This window comes from Microbacterium sp. CGR1 (genome assembly GCF_051062835.1).
In the GTDB taxonomy this organism is placed as follows: Bacteria; Actinomycetota; Actinomycetes; order Actinomycetales; family Microbacteriaceae; genus Microbacterium.
The window spans coordinates 1,290,861-1,310,680 of sequence record NZ_JAOTPG010000001.1 but is presented as its reverse complement, the minus strand read 5'-3'; the positions used below and the strand labels follow the sequence as shown (position 1 = coordinate 1,310,680).

Annotated in this window: 19 protein-coding genes; 8 read left to right on the top strand and 11 right to left on the bottom strand. The window is 68.6% G+C overall.

Annotated elements, in window-relative coordinates:
- The first annotated feature begins 104 nt into the window (after positions 1–104).
- On the top strand, positions 105–2,027 hold the full coding sequence (locus OD997_RS06420) for a BglG family transcription antiterminator (RefSeq protein WP_434330862.1): 1,923 nt from the start codon (positions 105–107) through the stop codon (positions 2,025–2,027).
- A 10-nt stretch (positions 2,028–2,037) separates the two neighbouring features.
- On the opposite strand, the gene OD997_RS06415 is transcribed toward OD997_RS06420, so the two are convergent.
- The 3 genes from OD997_RS06415 to OD997_RS06405 are packed head-to-tail and all read right to left on the bottom strand — an operon-like array spanning position 2,038 to position 4,807.
- Entirely contained in the window at positions 2,038–2,301 is a 264-nt protein-coding gene (locus OD997_RS06415; RefSeq protein WP_434330861.1) for an HPr family phosphocarrier protein, read from the bottom strand.
- 5 nt (positions 2,302–2,306) lie between these two features.
- A complete protein-coding gene (locus tag OD997_RS06410; protein WP_434330860.1) occupies positions 2,307–3,977 on the bottom strand; it encodes a phospho-sugar mutase in 1,671 nt (556 codons plus the stop codon).
- Positions 3,974–4,807: a purine-nucleoside phosphorylase gene (locus OD997_RS06405; protein ID WP_434330859.1), complete on the bottom strand. Its 834-nt coding sequence runs from the start codon at positions 4,805–4,807 to the stop codon at positions 3,974–3,976. The genes OD997_RS06410 and OD997_RS06405 overlap by 4 nt, the downstream gene beginning before the upstream one ends.
- Positions 4,808–4,855: 48 nt before the next feature.
- Between OD997_RS06405 and OD997_RS06400 the strand changes: the two genes are divergently transcribed.
- The gene (locus tag OD997_RS06400) at positions 4,856–6,310 is read left to right on the top strand and encodes an NAD(P)H-quinone dehydrogenase (protein ID WP_194285947.1); all 1,455 of its coding nucleotides are present in this window, start codon (positions 4,856–4,858) and stop codon (positions 6,308–6,310) included.
- 76 nt (positions 6,311–6,386) lie between these two features.
- Here the strand turns inward: OD997_RS06400 and OD997_RS06395 are convergent, their stop codons facing one another.
- The 4 genes from OD997_RS06395 to OD997_RS06380 are packed head-to-tail and all read right to left on the bottom strand — an operon-like array spanning position 6,387 to position 8,547.
- A complete protein-coding gene (locus OD997_RS06395; protein ID WP_434330858.1) occupies positions 6,387–6,683 on the bottom strand; it encodes a WXG100 family type VII secretion target in 297 nt (98 codons plus the stop codon).
- Positions 6,684–6,693: 10 nt separating this feature from the next.
- Positions 6,694–7,134, bottom strand: coding sequence for a hypothetical protein (locus tag OD997_RS06390; RefSeq protein ID WP_056373374.1), 441 nt, complete (start codon positions 7,132–7,134; stop codon positions 6,694–6,696).
- Positions 7,115–7,483 carry a hypothetical protein gene (locus OD997_RS06385; RefSeq protein WP_434330857.1) on the bottom strand — a complete coding sequence of 123 codons (369 nt, stop codon included), beginning with the start codon at positions 7,481–7,483 and terminating at the stop codon, positions 7,115–7,117. The genes OD997_RS06390 and OD997_RS06385 overlap by 20 nt, the downstream gene beginning before the upstream one ends.
- Entirely contained in the window at positions 7,483–8,547 is a 1,065-nt protein-coding gene (locus tag OD997_RS06380) for a hypothetical protein (protein ID WP_434330856.1), read from the bottom strand. The genes OD997_RS06385 and OD997_RS06380 overlap by 1 nt, the downstream gene beginning before the upstream one ends.
- Before the next feature lie 115 nt (positions 8,548–8,662).
- Here OD997_RS06380 and OD997_RS06375 point away from each other — a divergent pair, with 115 nt between their 5' ends.
- Positions 8,663–9,544 carry a hypothetical protein gene (locus OD997_RS06375; protein WP_434330855.1) on the top strand — a complete coding sequence of 294 codons (882 nt, stop codon included), beginning with the start codon at positions 8,663–8,665 and terminating at the stop codon, positions 9,542–9,544.
- Positions 9,545–9,600: 56 nt separating this feature from the next.
- Here the strand turns inward: OD997_RS06375 and OD997_RS06370 are convergent, their stop codons facing one another.
- On the bottom strand, positions 9,601–11,367 hold the full coding sequence (locus tag OD997_RS06370) for a biotin carboxylase N-terminal domain-containing protein (RefSeq protein WP_434330854.1): 1,767 nt from the start codon (positions 11,365–11,367) through the stop codon (positions 9,601–9,603).
- Positions 11,368–11,445: 78 nt separating this feature from the next.
- Positions 11,446–12,084: a Maf family protein gene (locus OD997_RS06365; protein ID WP_434332348.1), complete on the bottom strand. Its 639-nt coding sequence runs from the start codon at positions 12,082–12,084 to the stop codon at positions 11,446–11,448.
- A 23-nt stretch (positions 12,085–12,107) separates the two neighbouring features.
- Between OD997_RS06365 and OD997_RS06360 the strand changes: the two genes are divergently transcribed.
- The 5 genes from OD997_RS06360 (at position 12,108) to OD997_RS06340 (ending at position 17,765) form a co-directional block, all read left to right on the top strand.
- The gene (locus OD997_RS06360; protein ID WP_434330853.1) at positions 12,108–13,337 is read left to right on the top strand and encodes a class I SAM-dependent RNA methyltransferase; all 1,230 of its coding nucleotides are present in this window, start codon (positions 12,108–12,110) and stop codon (positions 13,335–13,337) included.
- Between the two features lie 38 nt (positions 13,338–13,375).
- Entirely contained in the window at positions 13,376–14,038 is a 663-nt protein-coding gene (locus tag OD997_RS06355; protein ID WP_431071697.1) for a response regulator, read from the top strand.
- The gene (locus OD997_RS06350; protein WP_434330852.1) at positions 14,028–15,260 is read left to right on the top strand and encodes an ATP-binding protein; all 1,233 of its coding nucleotides are present in this window, start codon (positions 14,028–14,030) and stop codon (positions 15,258–15,260) included. The genes OD997_RS06355 and OD997_RS06350 overlap by 11 nt, the downstream gene beginning before the upstream one ends.
- On the top strand, positions 15,257–16,267 hold the full coding sequence (locus OD997_RS06345) for a hypothetical protein (RefSeq protein WP_434330851.1): 1,011 nt from the start codon (positions 15,257–15,259) through the stop codon (positions 16,265–16,267). Before OD997_RS06350 ends, OD997_RS06345 begins: the two co-directional genes overlap by 4 nt.
- A gap of 298 nt (positions 16,268–16,565) precedes the next feature.
- Entirely contained in the window at positions 16,566–17,765 is a 1,200-nt protein-coding gene (locus OD997_RS06340) for an ROK family transcriptional regulator (protein ID WP_434330850.1), read from the top strand.
- Between the two features lie 211 nt (positions 17,766–17,976).
- Here the strand turns inward: OD997_RS06340 and OD997_RS06335 are convergent, their stop codons facing one another.
- A complete protein-coding gene (locus OD997_RS06335; RefSeq protein ID WP_434330849.1) occupies positions 17,977–18,222 on the bottom strand; it encodes an acyl-CoA carboxylase subunit epsilon in 246 nt (81 codons plus the stop codon).
- The gene (locus tag OD997_RS06330) at positions 18,219–19,808 is read right to left on the bottom strand and encodes an acyl-CoA carboxylase subunit beta (RefSeq protein ID WP_396653427.1); all 1,590 of its coding nucleotides are present in this window, start codon (positions 19,806–19,808) and stop codon (positions 18,219–18,221) included. The genes OD997_RS06335 and OD997_RS06330 overlap by 4 nt, the downstream gene beginning before the upstream one ends.
- Between the last annotated feature and the right edge of the window lie 12 nt (positions 19,809–19,820).

The window sequence follows — 19,820 nt, the reverse complement described above, 5'->3', positions numbered from 1 at the left end:
TTCCGCCCCTGCGGAACATCGGTTTCGGAGCGGGGTCACGCGCTTACTGACATCATGGAAGTCACGTCAGGACAGTGCAGTCGGCACGGAGGAGGGGGAGGATCATGTCGCGTCAGCGCCAGGACCAGCTCCTCTCGACCCTGCTCCGCCAGGGCGACTGGGCGACGGCCGCGAGTCTCGCCGATCAGCTCGGGGTCACGCCTCGCAGCATCCGTTCGTATGTGGCGGCATTGAACGCCCGCACGGGCTCCGGGGATGCCGTCGAGTCGGGGCCCGCGGGGTACAGGGCGGGGTCAGCGGCGCGCGATGCGCTGCGCACCAGGCAGGCTGGCGAATCCGCACCCCGTGATCGGCTGCACGGCATCGTCCGCACCCTTCTCGACCTTCCGGACGGCGTCGACGTGTTCGCGATGGCGGACGAGCTGCACGTGAGCGAGGCGACCCTCGAATCCGACCTCGCCCGAGTGCGCGGGCTGCTGGACGGCACCGAGCTGACTCTGGAGCGCGACCGTGAGATCGTGCGCCTGCGCGGCAACGAGGCGGCTCAGCGCCGTCTTCTCAGCCGCCTCGCGCACGACGAGATGGACGCCGCGTCCTTCCACCCCGAGACGTTCCGTCGAGCCCTCGCGGGCACGGCTGTCGCCGCGGGGTCCGTCGCCCCCTTCAAATCCGAACTGGTGCGCGAACTCGGCGAGCTGGGCTACTACGTCAACGAGCTCGCGATCTCTGACGTGCTGCTGCACATCGCGATCGCCGCCGAGCGGGTCGCGGCCGGACATGCCCTCGAGGCGGGCCCCGCGGGTGCCAGGGAGGAGATCCCGAGAGTCGGAGCGGTCATCGCCCGCCTCGCCCAGGAGCACTTCTCCGTCGCGCTGGGCGACGGCGACAGCGGTCACCTCGCCTCCCTCGTCCTCACCCGCATCGTGGCTCCAGGGGAGGACGCCGCCGGCGATGTGGCTCGCAGCGGTGTCGCCCCGGCGGTCGAGGCCGCCGTCCGCGCCGAGATCACGAGGGCTGCCGACGACTTCCAGGTCGATCTGGTCGATGAGACCTTCGTGCTGCGCCTCGCCCTGCACGTGCAGAACCTGCTGCGCCGCGCGGAAGAGAGTGCGCTCACCCGCAATCCGCTCACGAGGTCGCTCAAGACCTCCTATCCGATGATCTTCGAGGTGGCGGTGTCGATCGCGAGCGGGCTGCACGACCGGCTGGGGACGCCCATCCACGACGACGAGATCGCCTACATCGCGATGCACGTCGGCGGGCGGCTCGAGCGCAGCCGCAAGGCCGAGTCGATCCTCACGGCGACCATCGTCTGCCCCGGCTACTACGAGCTGCACGAGCTGCTGCGCTCCAGCGTCGACCGCTCGCTGGGGTCCGCCATCGAGGTCACCAGCGTCGTCACGAATGTCGACCCGGATTGGGCCTCCTTCGACACGGATCTGGTGCTCAGCACGATCGAGCCGGGCGCGACCGGCGACCGGTTCGTGCGCATCCAGCCGTTCCTCACCGACGCCGACGTCGATCGCATCCAGCAGGCCGCGGCCCGGGTGAGACGAGGACGGCGTCTGACGCGACTGCGTGCCGAGCTCGCACGGTACTTCGATGCCGACGCCTTCGTGTACCCGCTCCCCGACGAGGGTGAGGAGGCGATCATCCGTCGCCTCGGAGGCCTGCTTGTGTCCGCGGGTCTCATCGGCGAGGACTACGTCGAGAACACGATCCTGCGCGAGCGGATGTCATCGACGGCGTTCACGGACGCCCTCGCCGTACCCCACGCGCTGCAGATGACGGCATCGAGGACAGCGATCGCGATCGGCGTCGCCGACGGGTCTGCGGCCTGGGGCGAGGGCCGGGTGCAGGTGGTCGCCCTCGCCGCATTCAGCGAGAGCGACCGTGCCGCATTCCAGACCGTCTTCGAGCAGCTTGTCGAGGTGTTCAGCGAGCGCGACAGCGTGCAGCGCATCCTTCGCCGCGGAACGAGCTTCGAGGCGTTCCTCGACGAGCTCGTCGCCGTGATCGACGGCTGACCGCTCAGGCTCAGAGCCGAGGGTCGAGCACGCCGGCCAGCGCGTCGAGCACGGAGTCGGCATCTGCCGACTCCGCCGTCTCGAGCACCACGGCGTCGCCGGGCGCGAGCGCGAGATCCATCAGCGCGAGAACGCTGCTGAGGTCCACGACCGCGCCCGACGACGTGCGCAGGGTCACCGCGTGCGGGTGCGCCTGCACGACGCGCACCAGCTCGGCGACGGGGCGCGCGTGCACCCCGTTGTGCGCGCTGATGACGACATGTCTTCTCGGCATGCGACCTACGAGCGTTCTTCCAGGAGGGTCCGCACGGCGGCCTCGAGTTCGCGCACGATCTCGGCGGCGCGTGCGGCCGACTCGGCCTTCGCGTCGATGTAGACCTTGAGCTTGGGTTCGGTGCCGCTGGGTCGGACGATGATCCGGGATCCGTCGGTGAGGCGGTACCGCAGCACATCCCCCGACGGCTGTCCGGGTCCCGCCTGCAGCAGATCTTCCGCCGAGGCGATGGTGTGCCCGCCGAACTGCGACGGCGGCAGCGTGCGCAGCGAAAGCATCACGGTGCCGATCACCGAGAGATCGTCGACGCGCACCGACACCTGACCGCTGGCGAAGTGGCCGTAGGTGTCACCGAGCTCCGTCAGGAGATCAGCCAGCGACTTGCCTCGCTCGTGCGCCTCGGCCGCGAGGCCGAGGATCGCCACGGCAGCCGAGATCCCGTCCTTGTCGCGGACGGTCTCGGGGTTCACGAGGTAGCCGAGGGCTTCTTCGAATCCGAACACGATCCCTGGCGCGCGCGAGATCCATTTGAAGCCCGTGAGCGTCTCGTGGAAGTCGAGCCCGTGATGTGCGGCGACCGCGCCGAGACCGGGGGAGGAGACGAGCGAGCAGGCCAGGGATGCGCCGGGTGTGCCCGCAGCCGCCTTCGCGGCGCGCGCTCCGAGCAGGAGGCCCACCTCGTTGCCGGTGAGGCGACGCCAGCCGTTCTCGGACGAGGCATCGGGGATCGCGACGGCGAGGCGGTCGGCGTCCGGGTCGTTCGCGAGGATGAAGTCCGCCTGCACTCGGCGAGCACGGGCGAACGACAGATCCATCGCTCCCGGCTCCTCCGGGTTCGGGAACGACACGGTGCGGAACGTGGCGTCGGGCTTCAGCTGCTCTCCGACGACCATCGGCTGCGGGTAGCCGGCCGCCGCGACGATCTTCGACAGGGTCTCCCATCCGACGCCGTGCATCGCGGTGTACACCCACCGGATGTCCGATGCGGATGCCGGAGCAGGGGCCACTGCGGCGGTCGCGGCGACATAGGCGTCGACGACGTCCTCACCCGCCGTCTCGTAGACGGTCGACCGGGGAAGAGCACTGACGTCATCCGCATCGGCGATCCGCTGGATGTGCGCGGCGATCTCGGCATCCGCCGGTGCGACGATCTGCGAGCCCTGATCCGCGCCGCCCAGGTACACCTTGTAGCCGTTGTCGTTCGGGGGATTGTGCGATGCCGTCACCATGACCCCGGCATCCGCCCCGAGGTGCCGTACCGCGAAGGCGAGCACCGGGGTGGGCAGAAGGCGCGGGAGGAGGATGGCGCGGAGCCCTGCGCCGGCGAAGAGCTCGGCGGAGTCGGTGGCGAAGACCCGCGAGTTGCGGCGCCCGTCGTAGCCGATGATCACGGTCGGGGTGCCGCCGTGCGCGCGTTCGCGCAGGTACGAGGCGAACCCGGCCGCAGCCTGGGCGACGAGCACGCGGTTCATGCGGTTGCTGCCGGCACCGAGAGCACCGCGAAGCCCCGCGGTGCCGAAGGCGAGGCGCGTGCTGAAGCGATCGTCGAGATCGGCGATCGCTGTCTCGTCGCCGCTCGCTGCACGGGTGATCACCGCGGCGAGCTCGTCGCGGGTCTCGTGGTCGGGGTCCTGCCGCATCCAGGCGCGAGCCTGCGCGAGGCGCTCGTCGCTCACAGCGCCTCGACCACTCGGGCCAGCAGCGCCGAGATCACAGGCTCGGCCTCGCGGCCTGCCTCGATCACCTCGGCATGGCTGAGCGGCGTCTTCTGGATGCCGGCGGCGAGGTTCGTGATGAGCGAGAAGCCGAGGATCTCCATGCCGGCTTCACGAGCGGCGATCGCCTCGAGGGCGGTGGACATGCCGACGATGTCGCCGCCGATGTGCTTCGCCATCTGCACCTCGGCCGGGGTCTCGTAGTGCGGGCCGCGGAACTGCGTGTAGACGCCCTCGTCGAGCGTGGGGTCGACGCTGCGAGCGATGTCGCGCAGGCGCTTCGCATAGAGATCGGTCAGGTCGATGAAGGTCGCGCCCTCGAGCGGGGAGTCGGCCGTGAGGTTGATGTGGTCGCTGATCAGCACCGGCTGTCCGGGCGTCCACGTCTCGCGGACGCCGCCTGCACCGTTGGTGAGCACCATGATCTTCGCCCCCGTGGCTGCGGCTGTGCGCACCGAGTGCACGACCCGGCGCACACCGTGGCCCTCGTAGTAGTGGGTGCGGGCGCCGATGACGAGCACGTTCTTGCCGTCGGGGGTGCGGATGCTGCGCAGAGTGCCCACGTGCCCTTCGAGAGCGGGCTTCGAGAAGCCGGTCACCTCGGTGGCGGGGATGGTCGCTGTGGTCTCGCCGATGATGTCGGCGGCCTTGCCCCAGCCGCTGCCGAGGGTCAGGGCGATGTCGTGCTTCTCGACTCCGGTCAGGCGCGCGATGTCGGCGGCTGCGTCGGCTGCGACCTCGAACGGGTTCGCATTCGGGTCGTCGAGGGGGTTGCTGTGTGTTTCGGACATGGATCCACTCTAGGAAGGTGCAGGCTCGGGGGCCAGGATTGCGGAAGAATGGAGATCATGTCTTCCACCCCTTTTGAGCGCACTCAGCGCGTCGCCGTGCTCGGCGGCGGTCCCGGCGGCTACGAGGCGGCGCTCGCCGCCGCCCAGCTCGGAGCCGAGGTGACCCTGGTCGAGCGCGTGGGCGTCGGCGGTGCGGCGGTCCTCACCGACGTCGTGCCCTCGAAGAGCCTGATCGCGACGGCCGATGCGGCCATCGCGATCTCGGAGGCATCCGACCTGGGTGTGCAGTTCTACGCGAAGGGCGAGCATGGCAAGCCGCTCAAGCCCGAGATCGCCATCAACCTCGCCGCCGTCAACAAGCGCCTCATCGCCCTCGCCGGACAGCAGTCCGAGGACATGCGCTCCGCCCTGCTCGAGGCCGGAGTGCGCATCCTCTCGGGACACGGGCGCCTTGAGGGCCCGAACGCGATCATCGTCTCGACCGGTCACGGCGGCACGGACTTCGACCGCATCGAGGCCGACACGATCATCGTCGCCGTCGGCGCGTCGCCGCGCGAGCTGGACTCGGCGAAGCCCGACGGCAAGCGCATCCTCACCTGGACGCAGCTGTACGACATGAAGGCTCTGCCCGAGCACCTCATCGTCGTCGGATCCGGCGTGACCGGTGCCGAGTTCGCCTCCGCCTACATGAACCTCGGCGCCAAGGTCACCCTGGTGTCCAGCCGCGACCAGGTGCTTCCGGGCGAGGATCAGGATGCCGCGCGCGTGCTCGAGAAGGTCTTCAAGCGCGGTGGCATGACGGTGCTCTCGAAGGCTCGCGCCGAGAAGGTCGAGGTCACGAAGGACGGCGTGACGGCGACGCTCTCGGACGGCCGCACGGTCGACGGCAGCCACTGCCTCATGGCCGTCGGATCGATCCCCAACACCGCGGGCATCGGCCTCGAGGATGCGGGAGTCGAACTCGACGAGAGCGGACACGTCCGCGTCAACCGCGTGGCTCGCACCTCGGTTCCCAACGTCTACGCCGTCGGCGACTGCACGAACTTCTTCCCGTTGGCATCCGTCGCGTCGATGCAGGGCCGCACGGCCGTCTTCCACGCGCTGGGCGACATCGTGATCCCGCTCGAGCTGATCAAGATCACGTCGAACATCTTCACCGCGCCCGAGATCGCGACGGTCGGATACTCCGAGAAGGACGTCGAGGACGGCGTGGCTGACGGGCTCGTCTACAAGCTGCCTCTCGCCGCGAACCCACGGGCCAAGATGATGGGCATCAAGGACGGCTTCGTGAAGCTCATCGCCCGCAAGGGCTCCGGCACCGTGATCGGCGGCGTGATCGTCGGACCGAAGGCATCCGAGCTGATCTACCCGATCGCCGTCGCAGTCGAACGCCGTCTGACGGTCGACCAGGTCTCGCGTGTGTTCGCGGCCTACCCGTCGCTGTCGAGCAGCATCACCGACGCGAGCCGGGCGATGCACCTCGTCAACGCGAAGATCTCCTAGCTCGTCGAGACGGTCGGACCGCGGCCGGTACCGTCGTCTGCGAGGACGGTACCGGCGCGAGTCCGCCCGTCTCGCCTCAGCGTGCCCAGACGGCCGCGTCGCGGCGATCCTGCGCGCGGAAGCTGTTGTTGCCCCGATGGGCGATCGCGGACAGCGCATGTGCGATCGCCGTCATCTCGCGCATCGACTGGTGCCATTCGCGCTGCGCCACACGATAGGCGACCTGTGCCTCTCCTGACCACTGCCAAGACAGCGCGTCCGCCGCAGCCTCGAGTCGATCGAGCTCGGCGTCGATCTGCCTCACATGCTCCGAGATCTCGGTGCACGCGGCGTCCAGCTGGTCGTGCTCGATCGAGATGATTCGAGTGTCCATCTCACTCCCCTCAGAAGTCCTTCTGCGATGTGCAGGTCAGTGTGCCGTCGAGTGTCGCCGACGTCTCGAGTTCGGCCGGATACCCGTCGGTGGAGGTGCCGATTCGGGCTTCGGCGTTGTCGAACGTCACCGCGCCGTCATGCTCGAACGCGTCCGTCGTCAGCAGCCACCGGTCGTCTCCGAGGCTGATCCAGGTGGTCGCGTCCGCGGCACCGGAGATGGACGCGGTGAACGCCGAGAGCTCGCCGACGCGGTCCTGCGCGCTGGATGCGGTGAATCGATCGCCTGAGGTGACGCACTGCAGATCTGAAACCGAGACGGTCTGTCCTTCGCCCTCTTCGAACTGCACGGTCAGCGTGGATTCCGCGGAAGACGAGCAGCTGCTGAGCAGGATCGCGGCGAGTGCCGTGCCGACGACCGCGAGCGCGCGCTCACCGCGCACGGTCGTCACCCGAACCGGTCGTGTCGGAGCGGTCGCCCGGTCCGTACAGGAAGGCCGTTCGCACGGCTTCTCGCTGCTCGTCGTCCATATCGGCGAGGGCGGCCCTGAGCAGGCGGCCCGCCTCTTCCATCCGTGCGGCGAATGCCGGGGTCTGGGCGACGTCGCGGAGCGTCGCGCGTCCGGCGAGCGCCGCCTGAGCGCGATTGCGCACCGATTCGTCCATCTGCGGATCGCGGCTCAGGCGTGCGAGCAGTTCGCGGGCGCGGAGGTCGAGGGGGCTTCCGGCCTGAGCGGTGCCGAGCACGCGGGGCTGGCCGGGGACTTCTCCTTCGGGAGAGATCGAGGGGTCGTCCATCATCAGTTCACCTGCGCATTGTCGTATCCGACGGGGAGGGGGAGGTCGGTGCCGCCCGCGAGCAGCGAGCTCAGCACTCCCACCGAGGCGTTCAGCGCGTCGAAGAAGGTCAGCACGGACTGCACGGTGTCGTAGGCGGACTTGGCGAGCCACAGGGCGTATCCGATCTCGATGCCACCGCAGAGGTAGCCGAGGATTCCACCGACGACCGTCTCGATCGTCACTGTGCCCGCCGCGATGCAGACGGCGGCCACGAGTGCGGCGTCGAGGATCTTCGAGAAGATGCCGCTCACCAGTGCAGCCGTGCTGATCATGCCCCGCGCCACCATCTCGAACTCCGGTCCGAGCTCGGCGATCTTGGTGCCCGCCTCGCGGAGGAGCTCCGCGAGGTCGGTGAAGAACGCGTTCGCGGCTGTCGCCGCTTCCCCGGTCCAGGATCCGGCGGTCACGGCCATCTCGTAGGCCACGTTGTCGCCCTGGGTGCCGGTGTAGGCGCCGAGCTTCCGGAGCGAGTCCGAGACTTCGTACAGCTTGTTCCAATCGCCGCTGAAGTTCTTGGAGATGACGTCGAGGTAGTTCCAGTCGAAGATCCAGTCCAGCACCTGGGCCAGCACCGACGACGGGCTCAGCCAGTCGGTCGTGAGGATGGTGGAGACCAGATCCTCCGGAGTCTCCGTGGCCGGAGGGGACAGCTCGTCCACTGCGTTGTGGGGCGAACCGGACGACGCGTCGTCCGCCGATGTCGTGGCACCGCTGCCGCCCCCGCCGGGATAGTTCCGGTCGAGGTCGGCTTCGATCGCGTCGTCGAGTTCGAGTGATCGGGTCGCCGTGCCCTGCAGCTCGGTCGCGGATGCCGTCAGCGCGGTGTTCAGTGCGCCGAAGTAGCTGTTGAGTGCCTCCACCGTCTCATTGGCCGCGAACAGAGCCTTCGAATAGACGAAAGAAGTGTCGAGGTACTCGAGCGTGATGTGGTCGGACGCGTAGGTCGTGGCTGTTGCCGTCGATCCGGAATCGTCGGTCAGTGCGCTCGCGTGCGCCGTGAGTCGCGCGGGGTCGATCCGATACATGCGATCCTTCCTCGGTGGTGGTCCGGCGGCCAGCCTACTTCGAATGCGCTGCGATAATGGTGGCCATGCCACGTTCCGTCGTCGAACCGCCGCTCCTCTTCGCGGAGGGGAACCGGTGACGGATCCTCTCGCATCGCCACGGTTGCAGGGATGGCCGGCGAAGTGGGGTGAACGTCGCCCTCGACGTAACCGAGGCATGCTCTGGCTCGGCGTGGTCCTCCTCGCCGCCGCGGCCGCCATGATCGGATTCTCGGGCGGTGCCGACGGCCCGCTGTGGTCGGGTGCGTTCGTCGCGCTGTTCGGTCTCACGGCACTGGCGGTCGCTGCTCGCAGGCCTTTCGTCGAGGGGCGCGCGCGTCTGGTCGACGCCACGACTCTGACGCGCGGGCGGATAGGAAGCCCCGATGCGCGCGTGCACTTCGTGTCGGAGCGACGGCCGGGCGTCGTCACCCTGATGCTGTGTGTCGTGTGGGCCATCGTGCTCACGGCCGCGACGATCGTGGCGGTCGTGATCGGGCTGACCGGCCGTCCTGAGGCCTTCCTCGGAGTCGCGGTGCTCGCAGCGACCGCCGCGCTGTTCGTCTACACGGCCGTGCGCGCGGCCATCACGCAGTACCGCTCCGACTCTTTCGGCCGTCGATCGATGGGGGTGGGCATCGGCCACGACGGGGTGCTCCTGATGCGTGCCACCGAGGCCCTGTACGTGCCGTGGAGCGCGATCCGCCGGGTGGAGCCGGACCTGACCGAGCCGCGACGCGGCATGGACGAGCTCCCGCTCATCAGACTCCGCGTGGATCCGAGTCGCGTGACTGCATCAGACGGGATGCGTGTTCCCGCCACGGTCACCGTGGCCCCGGCGATGCTGAAGACGCACCCGCAGGTCGTCTGGTCCGCGCTGCGGGAGTTCCACGATTCGCCGGCGGCACGCGCCGCCCTCGGCACATCGACAGGGCAGCGACTGTTCGACGAGTGGTGCGCGTCTGCCCCTGCGGACTGAGGGAATGACGAAGGCCCCCGCCTCGAGGCGGGGGCCTTCGTCATGACTCTCTGCGGTCAGCTGATCGTGAGCAGCTGGTGGCCGGCGGCGACGGTGGCACCCGCGGTGGCGGCGATGTTGCCGACCGTGCCGTCCTTGTGCGCCTGCAGCGGCTGCTCCATCTTCATCGCCTCGAGGACGACGACGAGGTCGCCCTTGACGACCTGCTGCCCCTCTTCGACGGCGACCTTGACGACCGTGGCCTGCATCGGGGACTTCACGGCGTCACCGGACGCACCGGCGCTGACCGAAGTGGCGTGGTTGCGACGAGACGGCGGCACGGCGGCCGGTCGTCCCGCGGTTCCTGCGGCGACCGCGACACGGTCGGGCAGGCTCACCTCGAGCCGCTTGCCGGCGACCTCGACGACCACGGTGTGGCGGTTCTCAGCGGCCGCAGGAGACTCGAGCTCGCCGTCCCATGCGGGGATGTCGTTCTCGAACTCGGTCTCGATCCAGCGGGTGAAGATGCCGAACTCGCCGTTCTCCGCGGTGAAGGCGGGATCGCGGACGACCTTGCGGTGGAACGGGAGAACGGTCGGGAGACCCGCGACCTCGAACTCGTCGAGGGCACGGCGCGAGCGCTCGAGCGCCTCGGCGCGGTCCTTGCCCGTGACGATGATCTTCGCGAGCAGCGAGTCGAATGCTCCCGAGACCGAGTCGCCGGCGGTGACGCCGGAGTCGAGACGGATGCCGGGGCCGCCGAAGGTCTTGAAGACGTGGACCGGGCCCGGCTGCGGGAGGAAACCGCGACCGGGGTCCTCACCGTTGATGCGGAACTCGATCGAGTGTCCGGTCGGCTTCGGGTCGTCGTAGTCGATGGTGCCGCCGGCGGCGATGCGGAACTGCTCGCGCACCAGATCGATGCCGGTGACCTCTTCGGAGACGGGGTGCTCGACCTGCAGACGGGTGTTGACCTCGAGGAACGAGACGGTGCCGTCGGCGCCGATCAGGAACTCGCAGGTGCCCGCGCCGACGTAGCCGACCTCCTTGAGGATGGCCTTCGATGCCGAGTACAGCAGGTCGTTCTGCTCGTCCGTGAGGAACGGCGCAGGCGCCTCCTCGACCAGCTTCTGGTGGCGGCGCTGCAGCGAGCAGTCGCGGGTCGAGATGACGACGACGTTGCCCTCGGCATCCGCCAGGCACTGCGTCTCGACGTGGCGGGGCTTGTCGAGGTACTTCTCGACGAAGCATTCGCCGCGGCCGAACGCCGTGACGGCCTCGCGGGTCGCGGATTCGAACAGCTCGGCGACCTCGTCGAGCTCACGGGCGACCTTGAGGCCGCGTCCGCCGCCGCCGTATGCGGCCTTGATGGCGATCGGCAGACCGAACTCCTTCGCGAAGGCGACGACCTCGTCGGCGCCGGTCACGGGGCCGGGGGTTCCGGGGGCGAGCGGGGCGCCCACCTTCTCGGCGACGTGGCGGGCCGTGACCTTGTCTCCGAGTGCCTCGATGGCCTCGGGGGAGGGGCCGATCCAGGTCATTCCCGCACCGATGACGGCACGGGCGAACTCGGCGTTCTCGGCGAGGAAGCCGTATCCCGGGTGCACGGCGTCTGCGCCGGCACGGCGGGCGATCGAGAGGATCTTCTCGATCTGCAGGTAGGTCTCGGCGCTCGTCGCTCCGCCGAGGGCGTAGGCCTCGTCGGCGAGACGTGTGTGCAGAGCGTCGCGATCCTGGTCGGCGTACACGGCGACTGAGGTGATCCCCGAGTCACGAGCGGCACGGATGATGCGGACGGCGATCTCGCCGCGGTTGGCGATGAGCACCTTGGCGATATCAGGCATGGTTGCCAGCCTAGCGAGAAGCCCCCCGATCTCTTTGACGACTCTCCACAAGAAAGAGGGAGAAACGTCGACGAGACCCTACGACCAGAGGTCGGTCCAGGTGACGCCCAGCTCCGCGGCCAGTCGACGCACGGTCGACAGCGACATCCCCACGACGGTCGACGGGTCGCCGTCGACGCGGGTGATGAAGGCTCCGCCCAGGCTGTCGACCGTGAACGCGCCCGCGACGTGCAGGGGCTCACCCGACGCGACATAGGCGGCGATCTCGGCATCCGTGATGTCGTCGGCGAACGTCACCGCCGCTTCGGCGGTCGCGGTGGCCTCGACGGGGTCGACGCCGGGGGAGACCCGGAACACCGAATGGCCGGAGTGCAGGATGCCGGTGGCGCCGCGCATCTCGTGCCAGCGGCGGGTGGCCTCCTCTGGCGTGTAGGGCTTGCCGTAGACGCGGCCCCCGAGAGCGAACATCGAGTCGCCCCCGATCACGATGCCGTCGAAGAGACCCTCGGCGGCGAGTTTGTGCGCGACGTCGGCGGCCTTCGCTCGAGCGAGGAGCAGCACGAGTTCCGCCGGGGGCAGGTCGGTGCCGCGCGCTGCCGCCGCGACGGCCGCCACGGCATCCTCATCCACGGCCGGCGACTGCGTGAGGGGCTCGATTCCGGCCTGTCGCAGCAGCATCAGACGGGCGGGGGACGTGGAGGCGAGGCAGACGCGCATGTGCACCACCGTATCCTCGAAGGATGACTTCTTCCCCAGCCCTGCTCGATCTGGACATCACCGGCATCGCGCACGGCGGTACCTTCATCGCCCGCCACGAGGGACGCGTCATCTTCGTCTCCGATGCGATCCCCGGAGAGCGGGTGCGTGCGCGACTGACTGAAGACTCGACGAGCGAGTCGAAGAGCTTCTGGCGCGCGGAGACGGTCGAGGTCCTCGAGGCGTCGCCGCACCGTCGCCCGCACATCTGGTCGGAGGCCGACGTCTCCCGTGCACCGGAGGACCGCCCGGGAGGTGCGGACCTCGGACACATCGACCTCGTGCATCAGCGGGTCCTGAAGCGTCAGGTGCTGACCGAGGCCCTCGACCGTTTCGCGGGTGCGGGTCTCGAGGCTCCCGAGATCGAGGCGGTCGACTCCTCCGACGGCACCGGATGGCGAACCAGGGTCACGCTGCACGTCGACGATGACGGACAGGTCGGGCCCTATGCCGCGCGCAGCCACCGTGTGATCCCCGTGGGCTCGCACCCGCTGGCGCGTCCGTCGATCGCCAGGGCCGCGCTCGCGCTCGCCGGCGGCGAAGCAGGCAGCGTCGATCTGGTCGAACCCGGCGACGGCACGGTCAGGGTCATCCGTCGCGAGCGGCTCGATGAGCGCCCCGCGCGAGGACAGGGTCGACGACCCGCACCCGAGGTCGTCTACGAGCAGGTGGGCGATCGACGCTTCCAGGTCGATGCCGGCGGCTTCTGGCAGGTGCATCCGCGGGCTGCATCGGTGCTCGACGGTGCCGTGTACGGCATCCTCGACGGCCACGTCGACCCCGAGAAGAAGCACTTCGATCTCTACGGAGGCGTGGGACTCTTCGCCGCATCGCTCGCGGATCTCGGCGGCACCGACATCGTCACGGTCGAATCCAGCAGACGCGCGACGGCTCACGCGCAGCAGAACCTCGCTCCGCTCGACGTCAGCGCGGTGACTGCACGCGTCGACCGCTACCTGGCGGGAATCCCGGCGGGGACGAAGGCGGGCGCAGTCGTCCTGGACCCGCCACGGGCCGGTGCCGGACGCGCTGTGGTCGAGGCGCTCGACGCTCTCGCGCCCGAGGCGATCGCCTACGTGGCCTGCGATCCTGTCGCCCTGGCGCGTGACCTCGGCACCTTCCGCGAGCGCGGGTGGAACGTGGGGACTCTCCGCGGTTTCGATCTGTTCCCGCACTCGCATCATTTCGAGGTCGTCGCTCTGCTCACGCGCTGACGGGGATCGACACCCGCGAGAATCACTAGGCTGGGTGGATGAGCAGGGTCGCACTCATCGACGATCACGAATCCGTCCGCCTCGGTCTGGAGGCCGCGTGCGCCCGGGACGGCGCGCAGACGGTCGTCTTCTCCGGCAGCACAGTCGTGTCGTACCTCGAGTGGCGATCCGCGTCCTCGGCCCCGCCCGCGGACGTGGTCGTGCTCGACCTCACGCTGGGCGACGGCACGACGGTCACCGAGAACGTCAGATCGCTCGTCACAGATGGGGCGAGCGTCGTGATCCACAGCGTCGCCGACCGCCCGGCAGCCGTCCGGGAGGCGCTCGCGGCGGGTGCCGCCGGAGTCGTCAGCAAGTCCTCGGCGCTCGACGATGTGCTCGATGCGATCCGCACAGTCGCCGACGGAGAGGCTCTCAACAACGTCGAATGGGCGAGTGCCGTCGACGGTGACCGAGATTTCGCGGATGCACAGCTCTCTTCTCGTGAGCGCGATGTACTGCGCCTGTACGCGGCGGGACTGCCGTTGAAGGCGGTGGCCGAGCGTCTCGGCGTCGCGTACTCGACCGCCAAGGAGAACATCACCCGGATCAGAGTGAAGTACGTCGAGGTCGGGCGCCCGGCGCCGACCAAGGTCGATCTTCTCCGCCGCGCGATGGAGGATGGGATCGTCGCCGCAGACGGGGCGCCGAGTGCCCACTGACCCGCTCAGCATCCGTGATGCCTGGAGCAAGATCCCTTCCCCGGGCAGCGTGGAGACCGAGTTCGAGCGATTCACCGGCAAGCGCATGGAGCGCATCCTCGCGACGGTCGTCGCGATCGGATCGGCGATCCTCGGAGCCCAGGCGCTGATCGCCGGGATCACGACGATGTCGTGGTCGGACGGCGCGCGGATCGCGATGCTGCTGGTGGTCTTCATCCCCCTCGTGGTGATGCTGATCGCCTGCGTCGTCGGCCGAGGGGTGCGCACCGCATCGGGTGCGTTCGCGATCATCTACACCGTGGCGCTCGGAGCCTGGCCGAGTTTCGTAGACCCGGTGGGAAAAGCCGCGGATCAGCCGTGGATCTTCTTCCTCGTCAACGTCGGCGTCGTCGCCGCGATGCTCGCGTTCCCGCTGTGGCTGCAGTTCGCCTGGGCAGTCGGTCTTCCGTTCGTCTACGGGTACGTGCGGCTCGTCGAGGGAGCGTTCTCGCGAGACTTCTGGGTGACCACGGCGTTCGACGTGTCATTCACGCTGATCCTCGGCATCGTGATCATCGCGCTGGGCTGGATGTTCCGATCCGTTGCCGCCGGTGTCGACGAAGCACGTGCACACGCCGTCGCCTCGTACGCTTCTGCCGCAGCGGCTGCCGCCGCCGAGGAGGAGCGGGCGACCATGTCGGCGCTCATGCACGACAGCGTCCTCGCCGCCCTCATCGCCGCTGAGCGGGCCGAAGGCGAACGCGCTCAGGACCTCGCCGTCGGAATGGCGCGCGAGGCGCTCACCCGGCTCGCGAACACCGAGGCCGCGGTGGCGCAGGAGGGCAGCGACGAACCGGTCGGCGCCGCGCAGATCGTCGTCGAGCTGCGGCGGGCGCTCTCCGAGCTCGGAGCGGATGCCATCGTCGAGGAGCGTGGAGGGATCGGACTGATCCCCGGCCGTGCCGCGCGGGCCCTCGTGCTCGCCGCCAGGCAGGCGCTCGGCAACGCCGTGACGCACGCGAACGGACGGGGTCTGCACATCCTCGCTGAGGGGAAGGGCGACGAGGGTATCAGCGTGACGATCACCGACACCGGTCCCGGGTTCGATGTGAAAGCCATCGGCGCCGACCGCCTGGGCATCAGCGCCTCGATACTCGCGCGTATGGCCGGAGTCGCCGGTACGGCGGAGATCGACTCGAGCGAGTGCGGAACCACCGTGACGCTCGGTTGGGAGCAACCGTGAACCGGACCGTTCGCAGCGTCGCGACCTCGCTCGCGGTCGGATTCGCGATGTACTTCGCCGCCAGGGGTGTCTGGTGGATCGAGCAGCCCACAGGACCTCTGCTGATGGTGGCGGCGATCGGTCTGTACCTCGTGGTCGTGAACGCGGCCATTCTGTGGGATTCGGCGACCTCGGTCCGGATGCCTCTGTGGGTCGCGCTCGTCTCGGTGGCGTCCAGCGTGCTGATTCCCATCCTCGTGACGTCGTCGCTCGATCCTCTGATTCTGACCGCGCCGTTCGCCACCTGGTACATCGGTGCACTCGGTCTGATGGGAATCGTGTGCATCGTGCGTCGCCGATTCGTGATCGGGTGGCTCGTCGTTCTGATCCTCGTCGTCGCCTCGTCGGCGTTCCTGGGGTTCTTCGTGGCGTTGTCGCTCGGTCTCGTCGGGTCATTCATGTGGGTCGCTGTGGCCCATCTGCTGGTCATGTTCTGGGATCGGGCGGTGCGCGACACCGAGCGACTCGCCGGCATCCAGCAGGCGGTGTCCGCGTGGCACGCGACACAGCAGGTGCGGCAGAAGGAGCGGCGCCTGCGCACGCAGTTCGCGCTCGCCGTCGCCGGCCCTGTGCTGAGTCGCGCCGTCGCATCCCGGGGCGCGCTCGACGCCGAGGAACGGCTCCAGGCGCGGCTCGCCGAGGGGCGGTTGCGTGACGAGCTGCGCGGCGCCGATCTGCTCAACGATGCGGTGCGGGATGCGATCGAGGATGCCAGGCGGCACGGCGCCGTCGTCACCGTCTTCGACGAGGGCGGTCTGGACGATGTCGGCGAGGGTCGACGAGCCGTGATCCGCGATGAGCTGGCGAGGGTGCTGCGCCAGGCCGACGTGGAGCGGTGGATCATCCGCGCCGCACGGGACCCCGTGACGGCCGTGACGGTGGTCGGCAGGGCCGGTGCCGGAGGCCAGAGCGACGACGATGCCGTGGACGTCTTCCACGAGATCCCCCGTGAGGTGCCGGAGTACTGAGGGCCCCTGCCCTCGGCTCTGGCCGGGGGAGGAGGTCAGAGTCGAGGTCAGACAGAGTGGGCGAGGGGCGGCGAATCCGCCAGCCCCTCGCCATGCGGACAGTTACCCGAAAACCATCCGCTGGTGGCCGGTCTGCGTCTATCTACCCTGGGACAGAGAGACCAGCCGAACGCGAAGCGTCTCCATAAGTCTCATGGTTAATCAAATCGTTGTCTGTAGGTATTTTGGGGGACACGGGGATGGCGCCCATGCGAGAAGATGGGGCATGGGAATGCGTCGAGGAACCAACCTCCCCCGAATGGGTGACTTCAACCAGTCGGTGATCCTCGAGGCCATCCGCCGCTCGACCGAGGGGCTCAGCCGGATCGAGCTCGTCGAGGCGACGGGGCTCTCCGCTCAGACGATCACGAACATCACTCGCCGCCTGCTCGACGCGGGGTTCATCGCCGAGGCCGGCCGGACGATCAAGGGACCGGGCAAACCCCGTGTGACTCTGCGTCTGGTCGCGGAGAGTCGCTTCTCGGTCGGCGTGCATCTCGATCCGGCGCTCATCACGTTCGTGCTGCTGAACATGTCGGGCGCCGTGGTCCACCGGCATATCATCCGGACGCCCGACAAGGATCCGCAACGCATCGTCGAGGCCATCGCTCAGGCGATCGATGCGCTCGTCGACGAGGCCGGTGTCGACCGCTCTCTCGTCGCAGGCGTCGGGGTCGCGGCTCCCGGCCCGCTCGACGCGCGGAAGGGAACGGTGATCGATCCGCCGAAGCTGCACGGGTGGCATCGTGTTCCGCTGCGCTCGGTGCTCGCCGAGGCGACAGGGTTCGACGTCACCCTCGAGAAGGACACGACTGCTGCTGCGGTGGGCGAGCTGTGGACGGGAACCGATGCCACCGAGGGCTCATTCCTCTTCATCTACCTCGGCACCGGGCTCGGCGCGTCCGTGGTGCGCGAGGGCGGTGTCATCACTGGCAGTTCCCACAACTTCGGCGAGATCGGCCACATCATGGTCGATCCCGAGGGGCCGGTGTGCTCGTGCGGCTCCCGCGGATGCGTCGAAGTGGTGTGCACCCCGCAGGCGATCGTCGAACAGGCCGAAGCTGCGGGACTGTTCGAGGATGATCGACAGGCAAGCGACGAGCGTGCGGTCGAAGAGCGATTCACGCTGCTGTGCGAACGGGCCGCTGCCGGCGACATGCCCGCGCTCGGGGTGCTGCGCCGTTCGGCCGCGCACCTCGTGGTTCTGATCTCGGTGCTGACGAACGTGCTCGACGTCGACCGCGTCGTGCTCGGTGGACCGTTCTGGGGTCGTCTGTCCGAGGTGTATCTGCGTGAGATCCCCGAGCCGCTGAACCGACGCAGCGCGACGCGGGCGGTGCACGCGCTTCCTGTCGACGGAACAGTGGTGGGTGATGATGTGGGCGCTGTCGGAGCGGCCTGCGTGGTGCTCGACGCCGTCCTCACGCCGCGGGCTTCGGATCTCTATCTCGAGGACTGAACGCTCCCTCAACTGCCATACCGGTATATCGGTTGTGGTGCCACGTTGATAATTCCAATCGATGTACTATCGAACGGATGCGCCGACTGGGGTGATCCGATTGCGGGACGACGGTCCCGCATCGACCGGGGGAGACTGTCTGCGTGGCCCGAGAGCTGGGGGGCTCCGGGCCTCGCAGGCCTCGCAGCTCACCCGATCAGCGGTGGGGCACTCAGCGCGAGAAGCGGCCCCACGGGATGTCCCGCCGAAGTGGCCTGCGCAGGGGGCGCTGCGTGCGAGTCCACGCCGAGACGCGAGGCTCGTCGACGACTGCATCCGCCGATTCCTGCGCGTACGCGTCACTGACCACCGCGATGAGTGCGGCGAGCTCCTCTTCCGTGGCGGAGCCGCGCGTGATCTCGATCGTCGGCGGACGCTCTGCCTCCGCCGACGATCCCGGTGCGTCCTGCGCGCTCACAGCGGGATGTTCCCGTGCTTCTTGGGCGGCAGCTCCGCCCGCTTGCCACGCAGAGCGCGGAGGGCCTTGGCGATGGAGACGCGGGTGTTCGCCGGCTCGATGATGCCGTCGATCTCGCCGCGCTCGGCGGCGAGGAACGGTGAGGTCACGCTGTACGTGTACTCGTTCGCGAGGCGCGTGCGCACGGCGGCGACGTCTTCGCCCGCCTCTTCGGCGCGCTTGATCTCACCGCGGTAAAGGATGTTGACTGCCCCCTGGCCGCCCATGACGGCGATCTCGGCGGTGGGCCAGGCGAGGTTCACATCCGCGCCGAGCTGCTTCGAGCCCATGACGATGTAGGCGCCGCCGTAGGCCTTGCGGAGGATCACGGTGACCAGCGGCACCGTCGCCTCGGCGTACGCGTAGATGAGCTTCGCGCCTCGGCGGATCACACCGGTCCACTCCTGGTCGGTGCCCGGCAGGTAGCCGGGAACGTCGACGAGTGTGACGATCGGGATCGAGAACGCATCGCAGAAGCGCACGAACCGGCTGGCCTTCTCGCCGGCCTCGATGTTCAGCGTTCCGGCCATCTGCGACGGCTGGTTCGCGATGATGCCGACCGACCGGCCCTCGACGCGTCCGAAACCGATCACGATGTTCGGGGCGAAGAGCGGCTGCACCTCGATGAAGTCCCCGGCGTCCACGACGTGCTCGATGACCGTGTGGATGTCGTAGGGCTGATTGGGCGAGTCCGGGATGATGGTGTTCAGCGTGCGATCGGCATCTGTGGTCTCCCACTCGAAGCCGCTCTCGTAGCCGGGGATCTCCGCCATGTTGTTGTCGGGCAGGAAGCCCAGAAGCGTACGTGCGTAGTCGATCGCATCGTCCTCGTCTTCGGCGAGGTAGTGCGCGACGCCGGAGCGGGTGTTGTGCGTGAGGGCTCCTCCGAGCTCCTCCATGCCGACATCCTCGCCCGTGACCGTCTTGATGACGTCCGGGCCGGTCACGAACATCTGACTGGTCTTGTCGACCATGATCACGAAGTCGGTCAGTGCGGGGCCGTAGACGGCGCCACCGGCGGCCGGACCCATGATGATCGAGATCTGCGGGATGACACCGGACGAGCGGGTGTTCAGGCGGAAGATCTCGCCGTACTTGCTGAGCGCGAGAACGCCCTCCTGGATCCGCGCGCCGCCCGAGTCGAGGATGCCGATGATCGGCATGCCGCCCGAGAGGGCGAACTCCATGATCTTGATGATCTTGTCGCCGGAGACCTCGCCGAGCGAGCCGCCGAACGTGGTGAAGTCCTGCGAGTAGACCGCGACCGTTCGTCCGTGGATCGTGCCGACGCCCGTGACGACCGAGTCCCCGTATGGCCGGTTCTTATCCATCCCGAAGGCCGTGGTGCGGTGGCGCACGTACTCGTCGAACTCGACGAAGCTTCCTGGATCGACGAGCAGCTCGATGCGCTCGCGGGCGGTCATCTTGCCCTTGGCGTGCTGCTTGTCGTGCGCGACCTTCTCAGCGTCGACAACGGCTTCGTTGTAGCGAGCGCGGAGGTCTGCGATTCTGCCGGCGGTGGTCGAGAGTTCGGGCTTGTCCGTCACGGATTCCACCCT